Source organism: Methylosinus sp. H3A, from assembly GCF_015709455.1.
In the GTDB taxonomy this organism is placed as follows: Bacteria; Pseudomonadota; Alphaproteobacteria; order Rhizobiales; family Beijerinckiaceae; genus Methylosinus.
Map to the genome: position 1 here is coordinate 1,517,468 of NZ_JADNQW010000005.1, position 17,756 is coordinate 1,535,223.

Annotated in this window: 17 protein-coding genes; 14 read left to right on the forward strand and 3 right to left on the reverse strand. The window is 65.8% G+C overall.

The window, feature by feature from the left end; translation table 11 throughout:
* Window positions 1-56: 56 nt before the first annotated feature.
* Together IY145_RS10095 and IY145_RS10100 are read left to right on the forward strand one after the other, a co-directional pair.
* Window positions 57-1,661 carry a methyltransferase regulatory domain-containing protein gene (locus IY145_RS10095; protein WP_196408091.1) on the forward strand — a complete coding sequence of 535 codons (1,605 nt, stop codon included), beginning with the start codon at window positions 57-59 and terminating at the stop codon, window positions 1,659-1,661.
* A gap of 124 nt (window positions 1,662-1,785) precedes the next feature.
* Complete coding sequence (locus IY145_RS10100) at window positions 1,786-3,183, forward strand: M48 family metalloprotease (RefSeq protein WP_196408092.1); 1,398 nt, start codon at window positions 1,786-1,788, stop codon at window positions 3,181-3,183.
* Between the two features lie 122 nt (window positions 3,184-3,305).
* Here the strand turns inward: IY145_RS10100 and IY145_RS10105 are convergent, their stop codons facing one another.
* Together IY145_RS10105 and IY145_RS10110 are read right to left on the reverse strand one after the other, a co-directional pair.
* Entirely contained in the window at window positions 3,306-4,226 is a 921-nt protein-coding gene (locus IY145_RS10105; protein WP_196408093.1) for an alpha/beta fold hydrolase, read from the reverse strand.
* Between the two features lie 53 nt (window positions 4,227-4,279).
* The gene (locus IY145_RS10110; RefSeq protein WP_196408094.1) at window positions 4,280-4,927 is read right to left on the reverse strand and encodes an isochorismatase family protein; all 648 of its coding nucleotides are present in this window, start codon (window positions 4,925-4,927) and stop codon (window positions 4,280-4,282) included.
* Between the two features lie 148 nt (window positions 4,928-5,075).
* Here IY145_RS10110 and IY145_RS10115 point away from each other — a divergent pair, with 148 nt between their 5' ends.
* From IY145_RS10115 to rplA, 8 genes are all read left to right on the forward strand, one after another.
* Window positions 5,076-6,086 (forward strand): helix-turn-helix domain-containing protein, encoded by a 1,011-nt coding sequence (locus IY145_RS10115; protein ID WP_196408095.1) that lies wholly within the window; start codon window positions 5,076-5,078, stop codon window positions 6,084-6,086.
* Between the two features lie 82 nt (window positions 6,087-6,168).
* Window positions 6,169-7,173 (forward strand): 4-hydroxythreonine-4-phosphate dehydrogenase PdxA, encoded by a 1,005-nt coding sequence (gene pdxA, locus IY145_RS10120; RefSeq protein WP_196408096.1) that lies wholly within the window; start codon window positions 6,169-6,171, stop codon window positions 7,171-7,173.
* Window positions 7,170-8,033 (forward strand): 16S rRNA (adenine(1518)-N(6)/adenine(1519)-N(6))-dimethyltransferase RsmA, encoded by an 864-nt coding sequence (gene rsmA / locus IY145_RS10125; RefSeq protein ID WP_196408097.1) that lies wholly within the window; start codon window positions 7,170-7,172, stop codon window positions 8,031-8,033. The genes pdxA and rsmA overlap by 4 nt, the downstream gene beginning before the upstream one ends.
* Window positions 8,034-8,065: 32 nt before the next feature.
* Window positions 8,066-8,305: a hypothetical protein gene (locus IY145_RS10130; protein ID WP_196408098.1), complete on the forward strand. Its 240-nt coding sequence runs from the start codon at window positions 8,066-8,068 to the stop codon at window positions 8,303-8,305.
* Between the two features lie 191 nt (window positions 8,306-8,496).
* Window positions 8,497-8,688 carry a preprotein translocase subunit SecE gene (gene secE, locus IY145_RS10135; protein ID WP_196408099.1) on the forward strand — a complete coding sequence of 64 codons (192 nt, stop codon included), beginning with the start codon at window positions 8,497-8,499 and terminating at the stop codon, window positions 8,686-8,688.
* Between the two features lie 62 nt (window positions 8,689-8,750).
* On the forward strand, window positions 8,751-9,281 hold the full coding sequence (nusG, locus tag IY145_RS10140; RefSeq protein WP_196408100.1) for a transcription termination/antitermination protein NusG: 531 nt from the start codon (window positions 8,751-8,753) through the stop codon (window positions 9,279-9,281).
* A 251-nt stretch (window positions 9,282-9,532) separates the two neighbouring features.
* Complete coding sequence (gene rplK, locus IY145_RS10145) at window positions 9,533-9,961, forward strand: 50S ribosomal protein L11 (RefSeq protein ID WP_196408101.1); 429 nt, start codon at window positions 9,533-9,535, stop codon at window positions 9,959-9,961.
* 4 nt (window positions 9,962-9,965) lie between these two features.
* Window positions 9,966-10,670: a 50S ribosomal protein L1 gene (gene rplA / locus IY145_RS10150; RefSeq protein ID WP_196408102.1), complete on the forward strand. Its 705-nt coding sequence runs from the start codon at window positions 9,966-9,968 to the stop codon at window positions 10,668-10,670.
* A gap of 46 nt (window positions 10,671-10,716) precedes the next feature.
* Here rplA and IY145_RS10155 read toward each other — a convergent pair whose 3' ends face one another.
* Complete coding sequence (locus tag IY145_RS10155; protein WP_196408103.1) at window positions 10,717-11,361, reverse strand: PAS domain-containing protein; 645 nt, start codon at window positions 11,359-11,361, stop codon at window positions 10,717-10,719.
* A gap of 317 nt (window positions 11,362-11,678) precedes the next feature.
* On the opposite strand from IY145_RS10155, the gene IY145_RS10160 reads away from it, so the two are divergent.
* From IY145_RS10160 to rpoB, 4 genes are all read left to right on the forward strand, one after another.
* Window positions 11,679-11,960 carry a hypothetical protein gene (locus IY145_RS10160; RefSeq protein WP_196408104.1) on the forward strand — a complete coding sequence of 94 codons (282 nt, stop codon included), beginning with the start codon at window positions 11,679-11,681 and terminating at the stop codon, window positions 11,958-11,960.
* Between the two features lie 472 nt (window positions 11,961-12,432).
* Complete coding sequence (rplJ, locus tag IY145_RS10165; RefSeq protein ID WP_196408105.1) at window positions 12,433-12,954, forward strand: 50S ribosomal protein L10; 522 nt, start codon at window positions 12,433-12,435, stop codon at window positions 12,952-12,954.
* A gap of 54 nt (window positions 12,955-13,008) precedes the next feature.
* Window positions 13,009-13,386, forward strand: a complete 378-nt coding sequence (rplL, locus tag IY145_RS10170; RefSeq protein WP_196408106.1) for a 50S ribosomal protein L7/L12 — start codon at window positions 13,009-13,011, stop codon at window positions 13,384-13,386.
* Window positions 13,387-13,545: 159 nt separating this feature from the next.
* The gene (rpoB, locus tag IY145_RS10175; RefSeq protein WP_196408107.1) at window positions 13,546-17,694 is read left to right on the forward strand and encodes a DNA-directed RNA polymerase subunit beta; all 4,149 of its coding nucleotides are present in this window, start codon (window positions 13,546-13,548) and stop codon (window positions 17,692-17,694) included.
* Window positions 17,695-17,756 lie beyond the last annotated feature (62 nt).

A 17,756-nucleotide genomic window follows, 5' to 3' on the forward strand; every position in this document is an offset into this window, starting at 1 on the left:
TTCGAGGCGGAAGAAAAATCTTCCGCCTCTCGACTCTCACAGTCTTCGAGCAGAGGGTGATCCGGCTGCGCATGATCCGAACCGACGAGAAGCCGCCGACCGAGGACTTGGAGCAGCTCATCGCGCGCATGGCGCTGAAATATGATCTGCTTCCCTATACCTCCAATCCTTTCCCGCAGACGCAGCCGGGCCGGCTCGGGGCCATCGCCACATTGTCGGGGCTGGAGGTCGCGCCACTCGCGACGGCGCGGGTGCTGGAGCTCGGCTGCGCAGCCGGCGGCAATCTCATTCCGCTCGCCGCGCGATTCGCCGGGGCGCGATTCGTCGGCGTCGATCTCTCGCGCACACAGGTCGCGGCGGGCCGCGCCCGCATCGCCCGTCTCGGCCTCTCCAATATCGAAATCCTCTGCCGCAGCTTCACCGAGCTCGACGCGACCGACGGCGAGTTCGACTATATCGTGTGTCACGGCGTCTATAGCTGGGCGCCCGCCCCGGTGCGCGAGGCGATCCTGCGCATCTGTCGCGAGCGCCTGTCGCCGCTCGGCGTCGCCTATGTCAGCTATAATGTGCTGCCCGGCTGGCGCATGATGCAGGGCCTGCGCGACAGCCTGCTGCTGCATGTGGCCGAAACGCAGGACATGCGCCAACGCGTGGCGCAAGCGCGCGCGCTGCTCGAGACGCTCGCCGCCGCGAGCCCGGAAGGCAGCCTGCACAAGCAGGCGCTGACCGCTTGGAAAGAGCGTTTTTCGCAATTTTCAGACGATTATATCGCGCATGAATTTCTGGAGGAGGTCAACGACCCCTGCCTGTTCCGCGATTTCGTCGCCGCGGCAGAAGGCGCGGGCCTCGCCTTTCTCGCAGAGGCGGAGCTGCCGTCGATGATTCTCGAGAATTATCCGCCGCAGACAGCCGAAGAGGCGCGCAGGCTCGGCGGCGGCCAGCTGCTCGCCGTCGAGCAATATCTCGACCTGCTGACGGGCCGGACCTTCCGCCAGAGCCTGCTGATCGCGCGCGAGCGATTCGATCGCGTGCGCCGCGACATCGCCCCGGACGCGATGGAAGGACTCGCGTTTCTGACCGCCGGCGATTTGAGGATCGAGCGGGAAGGGGAGGGCGGCCGCGTCATCGACGCCGCCGGGCGCTTCCTTTCGACGACCTCGCCGGCGGTGCTCGATTGCCTCGAGCGATTGCTCGCCCGCTTTCCGGCGCCTTCCGTCCTCGACGACCTTCTGCCCGTGGAGGCCGAGGACGCCGCCGAGCGACGAGCGCTGGCGCGCGACGCATTGCTGAAAATGACGCTCATCGGCATGGCTGCCGTCACGATCGACGCCGTCGGCGCGTCGCCGGAGCCTGGCCCGCATGCGAAGAGCTGGGTCGTCGCCGCGGACGACGCCGCGCGGGGCGAGAATTTCACCACCAATCTCCGGCATGAGCGCGTCGCCCTCGGCCCCGTCGCTCAGGCGCTCTTGCCGAAGATCGACGGCGTCGCCACGGCGACCGATCTCGCAGCCCATCTCGTGCGCCTCGGCAAGGACGGGCGTTTGACCTTCGCTCGGGACGGCTCGCCGGTCGCCGACGACGAGGCGATGCTGCGGATCGCCGAAGAACAGACCGCGATTTGCCTGCAATTATTGGCGAAAAACGCGCTTTTGACTGCCTGAGCCGCATTTTCGAAACGGGCGAGACCGGCTGCGCCATGGCTCGTTCGGCGCGAGCTTCACCAGGCGGCGGCCTCGCAACCGGGCGGTTTGCTTTCGGCTCCCGGTTACGCCAATCTCGCGCCCCATGGATCGCAAATGCGACAAGCGGCGGGCGCTTCTCACCGGCCTCCTGATCTTCGCTCTCTGCGCGCCGGCGCGCGCGGAGGACGACGGCCCGCGCGTGTCGATCATCCGCGACGCGGAGATCGAGCAATTATTGCGCGATTATACCGCGCCCGTGTTCAAGGCGGCGGGTATCCATAGCGGCGCGGCCAAGATCATTCTGGTCGGCGACCGCTCCTTCAACGCTTTCGTCGCCGATGGGCAGAAGATCTTCGTCAATACGGGCGCGTTGATGGAGGCGAAGACGCCGAACGAGATCATCGGCGTTCTCGCGCATGAGACCGGCCATATCGCCGGAGGGCATTTGGCGCGCGGACGCCAGGAGCTCGCCAAGGCGACGATCCTCTCCGTCGCCGGAATGCTGGCGAGCGCCGGGGCCATGGTCGCGGCGCGCGGCGCCTTCAATCGCCGTGACGGCCAGGTGGGCATGGATTCGGCCGGCGCGGCGGGCATATTGCTCGGGCCCCAGGAGGCGGTGAAGCGCTCGCTTCTCGCCTATCAGCGCGGCGAGGAGCAGGCCGCCGACCGCATGGCGGTGCGCTTCCTCACCGCGACGCAGCAATCCGCCAAAGGAATGCTGGAGGTGTTCAACCGCTTCGCCAGCGAATCCTTGTTCAAGACGACGGCGATCGACCCTTATCTGCAGTCGCATCCTCTGCCCAATGAGCGCATCTCCAATCTCGATCAGGCGGCCAAGCAATCGCCCTATTTCGAGGCCCCGGACTCGCCCGCGCTGCAGGCGCGCCACGATCTGATGCGCGCAAAGCTCATCGGCTTCATGGGCGCCTCGGGCGAGGCGGCGAGGCGTTATCCGATCTCCGACCTCTCGCTGCCGGCGCGCTATGCGCGCGTCATCGCCGACAATCGTTTCGGCCGGCTCGAAGACGCGCTGCGCGGCGCCGATGCGCTCACCGCCGCCGATCCGAAGAATCCTTACTTTTGGGAGCTGAAGGGGCAGATTTTGCTCGAGGCCGGCCGCGCCAATCAGGCGATCGCGCCTCTGCGCAAGGCCGCGGCCATCGCCGGGCCCGGCGCGACGCCGATCCGCGTGCTGCTCGGCCATGCGCTGCTCTCGGCCGACGATCCCAAGCTGCTCGACGAGGCGGTGAGCGTGCTTGCCAACGCTACCCAGCGCGACGAGGACAGCGCGGACGCCTGGGAGTTTCTTTCCATGGCCTATTTTCGCAAGGGCGAGAACGCCAAGGCGCAGCTCGCGGCGGCGGAAGGCCTGTTCATCGCCGGCAAATATGTGGAGGCGCGCACCCAGGCGACGCGCGCCCAGGCGCAGTTCAAGGAAGGCACGCAAGGCTGGCTGAAGGCGGACGATATTCTGACCTATCGGCCGCCGGGGAGCGAGTGAGGCCCTAGAGTCCTTTCCGTGTTTCATCGAAACACGGAAAGACTCCAGGCTTTTGTCTTGACGCGTTTCCAACGCCGAAACGGTGTCCACTTCGGCTGGAAACGCCCTACGTCCCGCGCGCCCTACGTCCCGCGGAGGAACTCTCCGACGAGCGATGCGATCGGAGCCGGCGCGTCCTCGAGCGAATAGTGTCCGATGCCCGCGAGCCGATGGATCGGCGCCGACGGCCACAGATCGGTGAAAAGCGGCAGGAAATGTTCGGCCCTCAGCGTGCGGTCGGCCTCTCCCCAGATCGCCAGCGCCGGCAGGGCGCGGATCGCGCGCAGAGCGGCGGCGTCGGGAGCCTCGAAGCGATGCGCGCCGATGGCGACGCCCTTCGCCCAGCCGATCGCGCCGAGGCAATCCACGGGGCGCGTGAAATGCGACGCGTAGGCCGAGAGCCATATGTCGTCGATGAGCGCATTGTTCTCGAATCCGTTCAGCTTCAGCACGCTCAGAATGTTGAAGCCGAGCTCGCCGAGGACGGTCTCGAGACGTCCTTCCTTCTGGGCGTTCGAGACCCATTGGAACCAGGGCGCTTCGGCGAAATTCGCCGTCAGCCGCGCGAGAAGATCGGTTTGACCGAAGGGCGTCGGACCGTTGATCGAGATCAGTCTGCGAATGCGGTCCGGGCGCCGCGCCGCGAGGCCCATGCCGACCGGGCCGCCGAAATCATGCATCACGAGCGTGATATCGCGCAGATCGAGCGCGGAAACGAAGCTATCGAGATTGTCGATGTGATCCTGCAGCCAATAGCTGCGGTCGGGCGGCGTCGCGCTCTTGCCGAACCCCATGTGGTCCGGAACGACGACGCGATGCGTTCCGGCGAGCGCAACCGCCAGATGTCGATACAAATAGCCCCAGGTCGGTTCGCCGTGCAGACAGAGAACGACGTCGCCGTCGCGAAATCCCTCGTCGACGTAGTGCATGAGGAATCCAGGGGCGTCGGTGAAATGCGGCGCGAAGGGGAAGCTGCCGCCGAAACTTTCATCGGCTCGAATCATCTCGAATGCTCCTCGGCGGCTTCTTCGACATTCCGTGCCCCGCGTCTCCGCCGCTAACCAGCCTCATGCGCCAGCGCGCGCCGATAAGAGGCGTAGATGTCGTCGCGTTCCGGCAGCGCGCCGGTCTCGAGGCGATCGATCCACTCGGCCGTCTCGAGGACCGCCGCGAACCGCGACTGCAGCACGACGTTCACGACGCGATGGATGTCCGAGGCGGAGGCGTAGCCGGCGCTGTTGAGATAGGGGATCGATCCTGCGGCGTCGGACAGAAACTCGACCGCAAAGCCCATATGCACGGCGTGGATAATGGTCGAGAGCACGCAATTATGAGTCATGTAGCCTGCGACCGCGACCGTATCGACGGCGGCTGCGCGCAGCCATTCCTCGAGGTCGGTTCCGGCGAAGGCGCTCGGCAGCGTCTTTTCGACCCGATGGTCGCGCGGCCGCTTCGCGATTTCGGGATGCAGTTCGGCGCCCTGGCCGCCTTTGGCGAAGACCGGGCTGTCCTGCGGCGCGAGTTGCTCGACGACGACGATTCCGACGCCCGCGGTCGCCGCCGCATCCATCGCGCGCGCCACATTCGCGAGGCTGTCGCGAATGGGTGGATGCCGGATCGCCAGAGCGCCGCCGTCATAATCGTTCTGCGCGTCGACGACGATGAGCGCGCGGCGAGGCGGCGAACCGATGGAAATCGAAGTCATGGCGCTTTCCTTCCGAAGTCTCGCCTTCCGAAGTCTCGCGAAGTGCGGATGGATCGAAGGATAAGCCCCGCGGCGGTTCCCGAAACTGGCCCGATTGACAATATTCGAAACAATCAGGACATTCCGGCTCGTCTTCCCCGGAAAGAGCATGGCCGATCCGATCGTCGCCGTCGTCGCCTATGACGGCATCAGCCTCTTCCACCTCTCTGCGCCGTGCCTGATCTTCGGCGAGGATCAGACGCAGCTCGGTCTGCCGCGCTTCGACTTTCGGGTCTGCGCGCTGGAGGACGGCGCCATGCGAACCGACGCGGGACTGACTCTGACCACGCCGCACCGGCTCTCCGGCCTCGACGACGCGGACATCGTCGTGGTTCCGAGCTGGAAGGAGCTCGACAAACCGCCGCCGGCGGCGCTCGTGGAGGCGTTGCGGCTGTCGCATGCGCGCGGCGCATTGCTGGTCGGACTCTGCCTCGGCGCCTTCGCCTTGGCGGCGACCGGAGTGCTGGCGGGGCGGCGGGCGACGACGCATTGGGCCTATGCCGACAAGCTGCGCGCGCTGTACCCGGATATCGCCGTCGAGCCCGAGGTGCTCTATATCGACAATGGCGATGTCGTCACATCCGCCGGTGTGGCCGCGGGGCTCGACTGCTGTCTCCATATCGTCCGCGCCCGCTACGGCGCCGACGCCGCGCTGCGTCTCGCGAGGCGCATCGTGCTTTCTCCGCACCGGCAGGGCGGTCAGGCGCAGTTCATCGAACGCCCCGTCGCGAAGACGCCGAAGGCCGACCGTTTCGCGCGCGCGCTCGACAGGGTTCGCGCCACGCTCGACGAGCCCCACAGCCTGGACCGCGTGGCGGAGGCGGCGGGCTTGACCCGGCGGACTTTCACACGCCGCTTCCAGAAGACGATTGGAGCGAGCTTCGGCGAGTGGCTCGTGGATCGACGGCTCGAGGAGGCGCAACGTCTGCTCGAATCGACCGACGACTCGATCGACTCGATCGCCTTTCGAACCGGCTTCGGCACGGCTGCGTCTTTGCGCCGGCGTTTCGCCGAGCGGCTCGAGATCGCGCCGACACAGTATCGGCGCGCCTTTTCCAAACGGGCGGAACCGGTCCGGACGGCCGGAACGCCCGGCTCGCGCAATCGAACCAGCGGTTAGAATATTCGAAACGCGGCGCCCTCGTCGTGCTAAATGCGGCTGGGCGCGCACCGCCGCCGAACCATAGAGAAGCCGCACGAAATTGCCTGCCTCACTCCCTCTCGCCCTCACCCAAGGCGATCCGTCCGGGATCGGCCCCGAGCTCACGCTGAAGGCCTGGATCGCGCGGCGCGCGCGGGCGCTGCCGCCGTTCTTCGTGCTCGCCGATCCGGCGCAGCTCGCCCGCACTGCGGCCGCGCTCGGGCTCGAGATCGCGCTGCGGGAGGTCGCGCCGCAGGAGGCGCGCGCGGTCTTCGACACGGCTCTGCCGGTCGTCCCGCATGGGTTTTCGGTTTGCGGCGCCCCGGGCGCGGCAGACCCCGCCGACGCCGTGGCGACGATCCGCTCCATCGAGCGGGCCGTCGAGCTCGTGGTCGGCGGCGAAGCGCGCGCTCTCGTCACCAATCCGATCGCCAAAAATGTGCTCTACGCCGCGGGTTTCGCGCATCCCGGCCATACGGAATTTCTCGCGGCGCTGGCCGAGCGGCGGTTCGGCCGCAGCTTCCGCCCGGTGATGATGCTCTATGCGGAGGAGCTCGCCGTCGTTCCGGCGACCATCCATGTCGCGCTCGCCGAGGTTCCGCGCCTGCTCACCCGCGCGCTGCTGGTGGAGACGGGCGAGATCGTCGCCGCCGATCTTACGTCCCGCTTCGGCCTCGCTTCGCCGCGGCTCGCCTTCGCCGGGCTCAATCCGCACGCCGGCGAGAGCGGCGCCATGGGGCGCGAGGAGATCGAGGTCATCGCTCCCGCCGTCGCCGAGCTGCGCGCGCGGGGAATAGACGCCAGCGGCCCGCATCCGGCAGACACCATGTTCCACGCCGCCGCCCGCGCGCGCTATGACGTCGCCATCTGCCCCACGCACGACCAGGCGTTGATCCCGATCAAGACCTTGGCCTTCGACCGCGGCGTCAATGTCACTTTGGGCCTGCCCTTCGTGCGCACATCGCCGGACCACGGCACCGCCTTCGACATAGCCGGCAAGGGAATCGCCGAGGCGACGAGCCTCATAGAGGCGATCCGCCTCGCCGACCGCATGACGACGCGATGATCGACGATCTGCCGCCTTTGCGCGAGGTGGTCGCGCGCCACGGGCTGATGGCCAGCAAGGCGCTCGGCCAGAATTTTCTCTTCGATCTCAATCTCACGGCCCGCATCGCCCGCGCCGCCGGCCCGCTCGAGGGCGCGAGCGTGGTCGAGATCGGGCCGGGGCCGGGCGGCCTCACCAGGGCGCTGCTCGCCGGGGGCGCCTCCCGCGTCGTCGCCGTCGAGCGCGACGCGCGCTGCATTCCGGCGCTGCGCGAGATCGAGGCGCGATATCCCGATCGCCTCGTCATCGTGGAGGGCGACGCGCTCGCGGCCGATCCGGCCGAGCTCGTAAGGCTGCATGGCCTCGGCGGCCCGGCCCGCATCTGCGCCAATCTTCCCTATAATATCGCCACGGAGCTGCTCTGCCGCTGGATCGAGGCGGAGCCCTGGCCCTCCCTCTTCGATCGCTATGTGCTGATGTTCCAGCGCGAGGTCGCCGAGCGCATCGTCGCGACGCCGGCGCAGCGCGCCGATTATGGACGGCTCGCCGTGCTCTGCGGCTGGCGGACGCGCGCGCGCATTTTGTTCGATCTATCGCCCGCGGCTTTCACGCCGCCGCCCAAGGTCACCTCCTCGGTGGTGGAGCTCGTTCCCAACCCTTCGCCGCTCCCCTGCGATCCCAAGCTCTTGTCGCAGGTGGCGCGCGCCGCTTTCGGCCAGCGGCGCAAAATGCTGCGTCAGAGCCTGAAGGCCCTGCCCGTTCCGGGCCTCGACGTCGCCGAGCTGCTCGCCGCCGCCGGCATAGAGGAGACGCGTCGCGCCGAGGAGATCGACATCGGCGGATTCGTCGCATTGGCGCAGGCTCTGGCCGTTCTATCTTGAGTCCGCGGCGCCTTTGTTCAGGAGCGGCAGGAATGGCGAAATTCTATTTTGCGGCGGTGGAGACCGAGGAAGGCCTCCGCGCCGAGCTCAAGATCGCAACCCCCTATTCGCTCGCCGCGGATGTGTTCGATCCGAGCGAGAACTTCGCCGACTACGAGGCCAAGCTCGACGGCGCGCTGCGCGAATTGGAGCGCACCCGCGACGAGGCCCGCGCCTGGTTCGCCAAGCACGGTGGCGGGAAGGATGCGGGCGGGGCGGCCGCGTCGCGCTGACCGACGGCCGACAAGGGGCCGCCCACACCGGGCCGAATTTTTGCTTGGCGGCCCCGCCGGACTCGACTATAACGCCTGGATGCGTGGCGCGTGGCCTGGGGCCCCGCGCCGCGACTGTTTTGTGGCGCGTCTCGACGAGTCCCCGAGGCCGCGCTCTTCGGCTCGGTGAAAACCTCACGGTTCGGTGAAGAATGGCCAATCCGTTTCAGTTTCTGCAGGACGTGCGCTCGGAAGCGACCAAGGTCGTTTGGCCGACGCGCCGCGAGACCTTGATCACCTCCGGGCTGGTGGTGCTCATGGTGCTCGCCGCGAGTCTGTTCTTCGTCGTCGTGGATCAGGGGCTGCGCCTCGCTGTCGGCATGCTGCTGAAAATCGGCCAGTAAGGCCGGAGAGAAGCGCCGGCGCGCCGATCGTCGAGAGCGAAAATTTTGGAGCTTGTCGCGCCGTGAGCATGCGCTGGTATATCGTCCACGCCTATTCGAACTTCGAGAAGAAGGTCGCCGAATCCATTCGCGAGCAGGCGGCGCAGCGGAATCTCGCCGATCAGTTCGAGGAGATTCTCGTGCCGACGGAGCAGGTGGTCGAAGTGCGCCGCGGCCGCAAGGTGAGCTCGGAGCGCAAATTTTTCCCCGGCTATGTGCTGGTGAAATGCGACCTTTCCGACCAGGTCTTCTCGCTCATCAAGAACACGCCGAAAGTGACCGGCTTTCTCGGCGCCGACAATAAGCCGATGCCGATCAGCGAGGCGGAGGCGATGCGTATCAAGGGCCAGGTGGCCGAGGGCGTCGAGCGCCCCAAGCCCTCGATCTCCTTCGAGATCGGCGAGACGGTGCGCGTGGCCGATGGTCCCTTCGCCTCCTTCAACGGCGTGGTGGAAGAAGTCGACGACGCCCGCTCGCGGCTCAAAGTGGCCGTGTCCATCTTCGGCCGGCCGACGCCTGTGGAGCTGGAATTCGCGCAGGTGGAGAAGGTTTGACGTTTCTGGAATTCCCTCTCCCGCTCGCGGGAGAGGGTGGCCCGGCGCAAGCCGGGTCGGGTGAGGGCGCTTCGATGACCCTCATCCGTCACGCATTTGCGTGACGCCTTCTCTCGCTTGGCGCGAGAAGGGAAAAGCCGTGGCGGACGCGCCCCCGACGCCAGGGGGAGACCGTGTCGGACCACGAACTGCAACCCGGCGGCCCCGGACGCGGAAGCGTCTTCGGGATCGCCTATCGTTGGAGATGAGAAATGGCGAAGAAAATCGCCGGCTACATCAAGCTGCAAGTGCCGGCGGGCGCGGCCAATCCCTCGCCGCCCATCGGTCCCGCGCTCGGTCAGCGCGGCCTCAACATCATGGAATTCTGCAAGGCCTTCAACGCCAAGACGGCGCAGATGGAGAAGGGGACGCCGATCCCCGTCATCATCACGGCCTTTCAGGACCGCTCCTTCACCTTCGAGCTGAAGCAGCCGCCGGTGTCCTTCTTCCTCAAGCAGGCGGCGGGCGTCAAATCGGGCTCGAAGACGACCGGGCGCGGCTTCGTCGGCCAGGTCACGCGGGCGCAGATCCGCGAGATCGCCGCGAAGAAGATCCAGGATCTCAACACGACGTCGATCGACGCGGCCGCGGCGATGATCGAGGGCTCCGCCCGTTCCATCGGCCTCGAAGTGGTGGGGTGAGACCATGGCCCATATCGGAAAACGCATCGCCAAGGCCCGTGAGGGCGTCGAGCGCACCAAGCTCTATCCCGTCGACGAGGCGATCAAGCTGGTTCGCGCCAGCGCCACCGCCAAATTCGACGAGTCGATCGAGATCGCCATGAATCTCGGCGTCGACCCAAAGCACGCGGACCAGATGGTGCGCGGCGTCGTCAATCTGCCGAACGGCACCGGCCGCACGCTGCGCGTCGCCGTTTTCGCCCGCGGCCCCAAGGCCGATGAGGCCAAGGCCGCCGGCGCCGACATCGTCGGCGCCGAGGAGCTCGTCGCCATCGTCCAGGGCGGCACGATCGAATTCGATCGCTGCATCGCCACGCCCGAGCTGATGCCGCTCGTCGGCCGACTCGGCAAGGTGCTGGGCCCGCGCGGCCTGATGCCGAACCCCAAGGTCGGCACGGTGACGATGGATGTCGCCGGAGCGGTGAAAGCCTCCAAGGGCGGCGCGGTCGAGTTCCGCGTCGAGAAGGCCGGCATCGTGCAAGGCACGGTGGGCAAGACCTCCTTCGAAGAGGGCAAGCTCGCCGAGAACATCCGCGCCTTCGTGGACGCGGTGGCCAAGGCGAAGCCCGCCGGCTCCAAGGGCACCTACATCCAGCGCGTTGCGTTGAGCTCCACCCAGGGGCCCGGCGTGAAGGTGGATGTGGCGACGCTCGGCGCGACGCAGTCCTGATCGAAGCGGCGGCCCATGGCCGCCGTTCTCCGCTATTCGCGCAAGATCATCGACGCGAGGGGTCGTCTTCTCGCGTCGAACTATTCGGGGTCGCGTCCCACTCGTACGCAGCGTCGCCCTCATAGACCGTGAAACGCGGCCGCCTCGGCAGATCCCGCGTCGGCGTCCCCGGGGGAATCGGCAACATCAGAGCCGTATCCTCTCCGAGCACGCGCAGCGACACGATGCTCAGCGCCTCGACCGGAGTCCGCCCGAGCCATAACGGCCGCTCTCCCGGCGCCAGAGAGCCCAGCACGCGGGCGTGCGTCTTCCCGAAAAACCGGACCGGCAGGAGCAGGAGCTCGAAATCCGCGATTTCGATCCCGCCGACCAGATAGCCCTTCGCGCCGGCGACGACCGGCGTCGCGTCGTCGGTGACGATGCGCAGGATCGTTCTCACATCCTCGCGACCGGCCTCGCTCCAAATTCCGAGGAATGATCGGCTCGGTCGCTCCGGCGGCCAAAAAGCGCCGACGCGCGCGCCGCAGAGCTTGGCCGGAACGAAATAGCTCAGCTCCGTTTCGATGACGAAAGCATCGGAAAGGGTCCGAAACGTGTTGGCCAGATCCATCTCATGGCAGTCGGGGGCCGCACGTTCGCCTTTGAAGCCCCTCCAATAATCGAACAATATTCTATTGGCTGGATGTCTCATGCCGCCTCCCGCCTCCGAGCGACGCTCCCGGCCCGTTCGAGTCACGGCCGAGGCGGTGATTCCTGGTCGCGGCGCATGGCTGTCCGCAACTAACCGTCCGCATGACGGTCAATCTTCTGAGAATCGAAAGATATCGAATAGATACGTTCGAACTGCCGTTCCCCGGGTGAACATCCGGGTCGACGAGTTACGACAATGCGAGTGATCGAACGCCTATTTTAATCAAATAGTCACCCAGGACGTTTTAAGGTAAACAGACCGTGTTTTTTCCGTTATGATCCCGGCCTCGAATGACCATCTGATTTTCGGGATAAAAAATGTTCGATGAAGCAGACGCCGAACGGCGCGCGAATGATCGGGAGATCGATGGGCGCGGCGCCCGTCTTGAGCTCCTGTCTCAGGGAATTTGTGCGGCTCTGGGTCATTCCATCATCGCTCTCGTCATCGCTTTCGGTTTCGTGAAAATCGCTTATGTCGAAGCTCGAGCTATCATCTGGGCGAGTCGCGGCTTTTTCAGGGCTGGAGCCGAGGCTTGGCGAAAGCCTGGAGCGGAGGCGGGGGCCAAATTTTTGCTTGGCAAACGCATTAGCCCCCTTTAATAAGGCCATTCCGGGGTCGGTCAGCGTTCGCGACCCCCTTTTCAGATATCAGCTTCCGTCGAACTCGATCCCCGATGTGGGAAAGGGCGAGGCGGTGGATAGGCCGGCGGATCCGGGGGGAGATTCCTCGCGTCCCGTCCGGCCATGTCCTGTCCGAGACTGCCGGCGCCGATCCGAGGGTCAAACCGAGGATGGCTCAATCGGCTCGCTGGACGGCGGAGTCCTCCGCCCCCGACGAGCGGCCTGCATAGACGGGGAAGACCGGAATTGTAGGGCCGGCGCGGCGCTTTTCAAAGCTCGCGCGCGGTCTTTCGAATTTGGTTGGCGCCCCTCTGATCCGAGGCGAGGCCGTTTTTCGGCCCAAACGCCGAGGGGACAGGATCTACGGCGCCGTCGTTTTCGCCGCTCCCCGTGGCGATACGGCGGCTGGTCGCAACCGGCGGGGTTCGCCCCGCTCGAGGAGAGAGCAACCGTGGACAGAGCGGAGAAAGCCCAAGCCGTCGCGGCGTTGAACGAGGTCTTTGCGAAGACCCCGGTCGTCGTCGTGGCGCAATACTCCGGCCTGACCGTCGCCCAGATGCAGAAGCTGCGCAAGCACGCTCGTGAATCTGGCGCGTCCGTTCAGGTCGCCAAGAACCGCCTCGCCAAAATCGCTCTCGACGGCACGAGCGTCGCCTCTATCGGCTCCCTTCTGAAGGGACCGACCCTGATCGCCTATTCGGACGATCCGGTGGCGGCGCCGAAGGTCGCTGCAGCCTTCGCCAAGGATCACGACAAATTCGTCATCCTGGGCGGCGCGCTCGGCGCCCAAGCGCTCGACCCGGACGGTGTGAAGTCGCTCGCGACTCTCCCGTCGCTCGACGAGCTGCGCGCGAAGATCGTGGGCCTTATCCAGGCGCCCGCGACGAAGCTCGCGCAGCTCACGACCGCTCCGGCTGGAAAGCTGGCGCGCGTGGTCCAGGCCTATGCCGACAAAGACGCGAACGCGGCCTGATAGGCGGCTCGTATCCAACCAACCGAGAACCAAATTCGAAGGACCGAAAACATCATGGCTAATCTCGAAAAGATCGTCGAAGACCTGTCGAGCCTGACCGTGCTCGAGGCCGCCGAGCTGGCGAAGCTGCTCGAGGAGAAGTGGGGCGTCTCGGCCGCCGCGGCCGTCGCCGTCGCCGCCGCTCCGGGCGCTGGCGCCGCCGCCGCCCCGGTCGAGGAGCAGACCGAGTTCAGCGTGATTCTGGCCGCCGCCGGCGACAAGAAGATCGAGGTCATCAAGGAGGTCCGCGCGATCACCGGCCTCGGCCTCAAGGAGGCCAAGGATCTGGTCGAAGGCGCTCCCAAGCCCGTCAAGGAAGGCGCTTCCAAGGACGAGGCCGAGAAGATCAAGGCCGCCCTCGAGAAGGTCGGCGCCAAGGTCGAGCTCAAGTAAGACGAGAAACATCCCTCTCCCGCGTCCCGCGGGAGAGGGCTTTCGGCGCGTTGACGCGAGGAGCGGACGGCGAATAGCGAATAGCGAATCGAGAGAAGACGTCATTCGCTATTCGCAACTCGCTGTTCGCTTTCATTACGAAGAGGATCGAGAGGCGACATGGCTCAGACTTCGGCGCAGACTTTCTCCGGTCGCAAGCGTGTCCGCAAATTCTTCGGACATATCCGCGAAGCCGCGGAAATGCCCAATCTGATCGAAGTGCAGAAAGCCTCCTACGACCAGTTCCTGATCGTCGACGAGCCCGCCGGCGGGCGCCTCGACGAGGGCCTGCAGTCGGTCTTCAAATCCGTTTTTCCGATTTCCGATTTCTCCCAGGTCGCCCTGCTCGAATTCGTCCGCTACGAGTTCGAGCCGCCGAAATATGACGTCGACGAGTGCCGCCAGCGCGGCATGACCTTCGCCGCGCCGCTCAAGGTGACGCTGCGCCTCATCGTGTTCGATGTCGATCCCGACACGCAGGCGAAGTCCGTCAAGGACATCAAGGAGCAGGACGTCTATATGGGCGACATGCCCTTCATGACGGCGAACGGCACCTTCATCGTCAATGGCACCGAGCGCGTCATCGTCTCGCAGATGCATCGCTCGCCGGGCGTGTTCTTCGATCACGACAAGGGCAAGAGCCATTCCTCGGGCAAGCTGCTGTTCGCGGCCCGCATCATCCCCTATCGCGGCTCCTGGCTCGACATAGAGTTCGACGCCAAGGACATCGTCTATGCGCGCATCGACCGTCGGCGAAAAATTCCAGTGTCGTCGCTGCTCTTCGCGCTCGGCATGGACGGCGAGGAGATTCTCTCCACCTTCTACAAGACCATCACCTTCAAAGCCTCGGGCGACAGCTGGCGCCAGCCCTTCGATCCGGAGCGGCTGAAGGGCGTGAAGGCGGTCAGCGACATCGTCGACGCCGACACTGGCGAGGTGATCGTCGAGGCCGGCAAGAAGCTGACCGCGCGCGCCGCCCGCCAGCTCGCCGAAAAGGGCGTCAAGGCGATCAAGATCCAATCTGAGGATCTCTATGGGCAGTTCCTCGCGCAGGATCTCTTCGATCCGTCGACCGGCGAGATTTTCGCGGAGGCGGGCGACGAGATCACGGTGAAATCGCTGCCGCTGCTCGTCGAAAAGGGATTCGACGAGCTTCCCGTGCTCGACATCGACCATATCAACATCGGTCCCTATATCCGCAACACGCTGGCGGTCGACAAGAACAACTCGCGCGAGGACGCGCTGTTCGACATTTATCGCGTCATGCGCCCCGGCGAGCCGCCGACGATGGATACGGCGGAGGCGATGTTCTATTCGCTGTTCTTCGATTCCGAGCGCTATGATCTCTCGGCGGTCGGCCGCGTGAAGATGAACATGCGTCTCGACCTCGACGCGCCGGACACGATGCGCGTGCTGCGCAAGGACGACATTGTCGCCGTGGTGCGCGCGCTCGTCGATCTGCGCGACGGCCGCGGCGAGATCGACGATATCGACCATCTCGGCAACCGCCGCGTGCGCAGCGTGGGCGAGCTGATGGAGAATCAGTATCGTCTCGGCCTCCTGCGCATGGAGCGCGCGATCAAGGAGCGCATGTCCTCGGTCGACATCGACACGGTGATGCCGCAGGATCTCATCAACGCCAAGCCGGCGGCGGCGGCGGTGCGCGAGTTCTTCGGCTCATCGCAGCTCTCGCAATTCATGGACCAGACCAATCCGCTGTCGGAGATCACCCATAAGCGCCGTCTCTCGGCGCTAGGTCCGGGCGGTCTGACGCGCGAGCGCGCCGGCTTCGAGGTGCGCGACGTGCATCCGACGCACTACGGCCGCATCTGTCCGATCGAGACGCCGGAAGGTCCGAACATCGGCCTCATCAACTCGCTCGCGACCTTCGCGCGCGTGAACAAATATGGCTTCATCGAGGGCCCGTATCGCCGCGTGCGCGACGGCAAGGTGACGAGCGAGGTCGCCTATCTCTCCGCCATGGAAGAGCAGAAATACCACGTCGCCCAGGCCAATGCGCCGATCGACGCGGAGGGCAATCTGCTCGAAGACCTCGTGCTCTGTCGTCACGCCGGCGATGTCGTGCTCGTCCCGCGCGAGCGCGTCGACGCGATGGATGTGTCGCCCAAGCAGCTCGTCTCGGTCGCCGCGGCGCTCATCCCGTTCCTCGAGAACGACGACGCCAACCGCGCGCTGATGGGCTCCAACATGCAGCGTCAGGCCGTGCCGCTGGTGAAGGCGGACGCGCCGCTGGTCGGCACCGGCATGGAGCCGATCGTCGCCGCCGACTCGGGCGCCGCCATCGCCGCGCGCCGCGCCGGCGTCGTCGATCAGATCGACGCGACCCGTATCGTCGTCCGCGCGACGGAGGAGCAGGACCCGACCAAGCCGGGCGTCGACATCTATCGCTTGATGAAGTTCCAGCGCTCGAACCAGTCGACCTGCATCAATCAGAAGCCTCTGGTGAAGGTCGGCGACTATGTGACGAAGGGCGACATCATCGCCGACGGTCCCTCGACCGATCTCGGCGATCTGGCGCTCGGCCGCAATGTGCTCGTCGCCTTCATGCCCTGGAACGGCTACAACTTCGAGGACTCGATCCTTCTCAACGAGCGCATCGTCAAGGACGACGTCTTCACCTCGATCCATATCGACGAATTCGAGGTGATGGCGCGCGACACTAAGCTCGGCCCGGAGGAGATCACCCGCGACATTCCGAACGTCTCGGAAGAGACGCTGAAGAATCTCGACGAGGCCGGCATCGTCTATATCGGCGCGGAAGTGCAGGCCGGCGACATTCTCGTCGGCAAGATCACGCCCAAGGGCGAGAGCCCGATGACGCCGGAGGAGAAGCTGCTCCGCGCCATCTTCGGCGAGAAGGCGTCCGACGTTCGCGACACGTCTCTGCGCGTGCCGCCGGGCGTGCAGGGCACGATCGTCGAGGTGCGCGTGTTCAACCGCCATGGCGTCGAGAAGGACGAGCGCGCCCAGGCGATCGAGCGCGAGGAGATCGAGCGTCTCGCCAAGGACCGCGACGACGAGCTCGCCATCCTCGACCGAAACACCTACGCCCGTCTCTTCGAGATGCTGGTTGGCAAGGTCGCGATCGCGGGTCCGAAGACCTTCAAGAAGGACCAGCCGCTCAACCAGGCGATCCTCGACGAATATCCCCGCTCGCAGTGGTGGACCTTCGTCATCGAGGACGACAATCTGATGAGCGGCATCGAAGCCGTGCGCAAGCAATATGACGAGTCGAAGAAGGGTCTCGAGAACCGCTTCCTCGACAAGGTCGAGAAGCTGCAGCGCGGCGACGAGCTGCCGCCCGGCGTGATGAAGATGGTCAAGGTCTTCGTCGCGGTGAAGCGCAAGATCCAGCCCGGCGACAAAATGGCCGGACGCCACGGCAATAAGGGCGTGGTGTCGCGCATCGTGCCGCAGGAGGACATGCCCTTCCTCGAGGACGGCCAGCCCGTCGATATCGTGCTGAACCCGCTCGGCGTGCCGAGCCGCATGAATGTCGGGCAGATTCTCGAGACGCATCTGGGCTGGGCCTGCGCCGGCCTCGGCAAGCAGGTGGGCGCCGCCGTCGACGCCTATATGCGCAGCAAGGATACGAAGCCGCTTCGGGAGAAGCTCACCGACATCTATGGGCCGAACGAGTCGCTCGAGGGACTCGACGACACGACGGTGGTGGAGGTCGGCAAGAATCTGCGCCGCGGCGTGCCGATCGCGACGCCGGTCTTCGACGGCGCGCGCGAGAAGGACATCGTCGAGATGCTGTCGCGGGCGGGGCTCGCCTCTTCCGGTCAGGTGACCTTGTTCGACGGGCGCAGCGGCGAAGCCTTCGACCGTAAGGTGACTGTCGGCTACATTTATATGCTGAAGCTGCATCACCTCGTCGACGACAAGATCCACGCCCGCTCGATCGGCCCCTATTCGCTGGTCACGCAGCAGCCGCTGGGCGGCAAGGCCCAGTTCGGCGGACAGCGTTTCGGCGAGATGGAGGTCTGGGCGCTCGAGGCCTATGGCGCGGCCTATACGCTGCAGGAGATGCTCACGGTGAAGTCGGACGACGTCGCCGGCCGCACCAAGGTCTATGAGTCGATCGTGCGCGGCGACGACACTTTCGAGTCCGGCATCCCAGAAAGCTTCAACGTGCTCATCAAGGAGATGCGTTCGCTGGCGCTCAATGTCGAGCTCACCTCCGCCGAGCCCGAGGAGGACGAGGAGACGCCTTCGTCCGAGACGACGGCCGAGGCGGCGGAATGATCCACTGACTCCTTCTCCCGCCCGGCGGGAGAAGGTGGCCCCGCGAAGCGGGGTCGGATGAG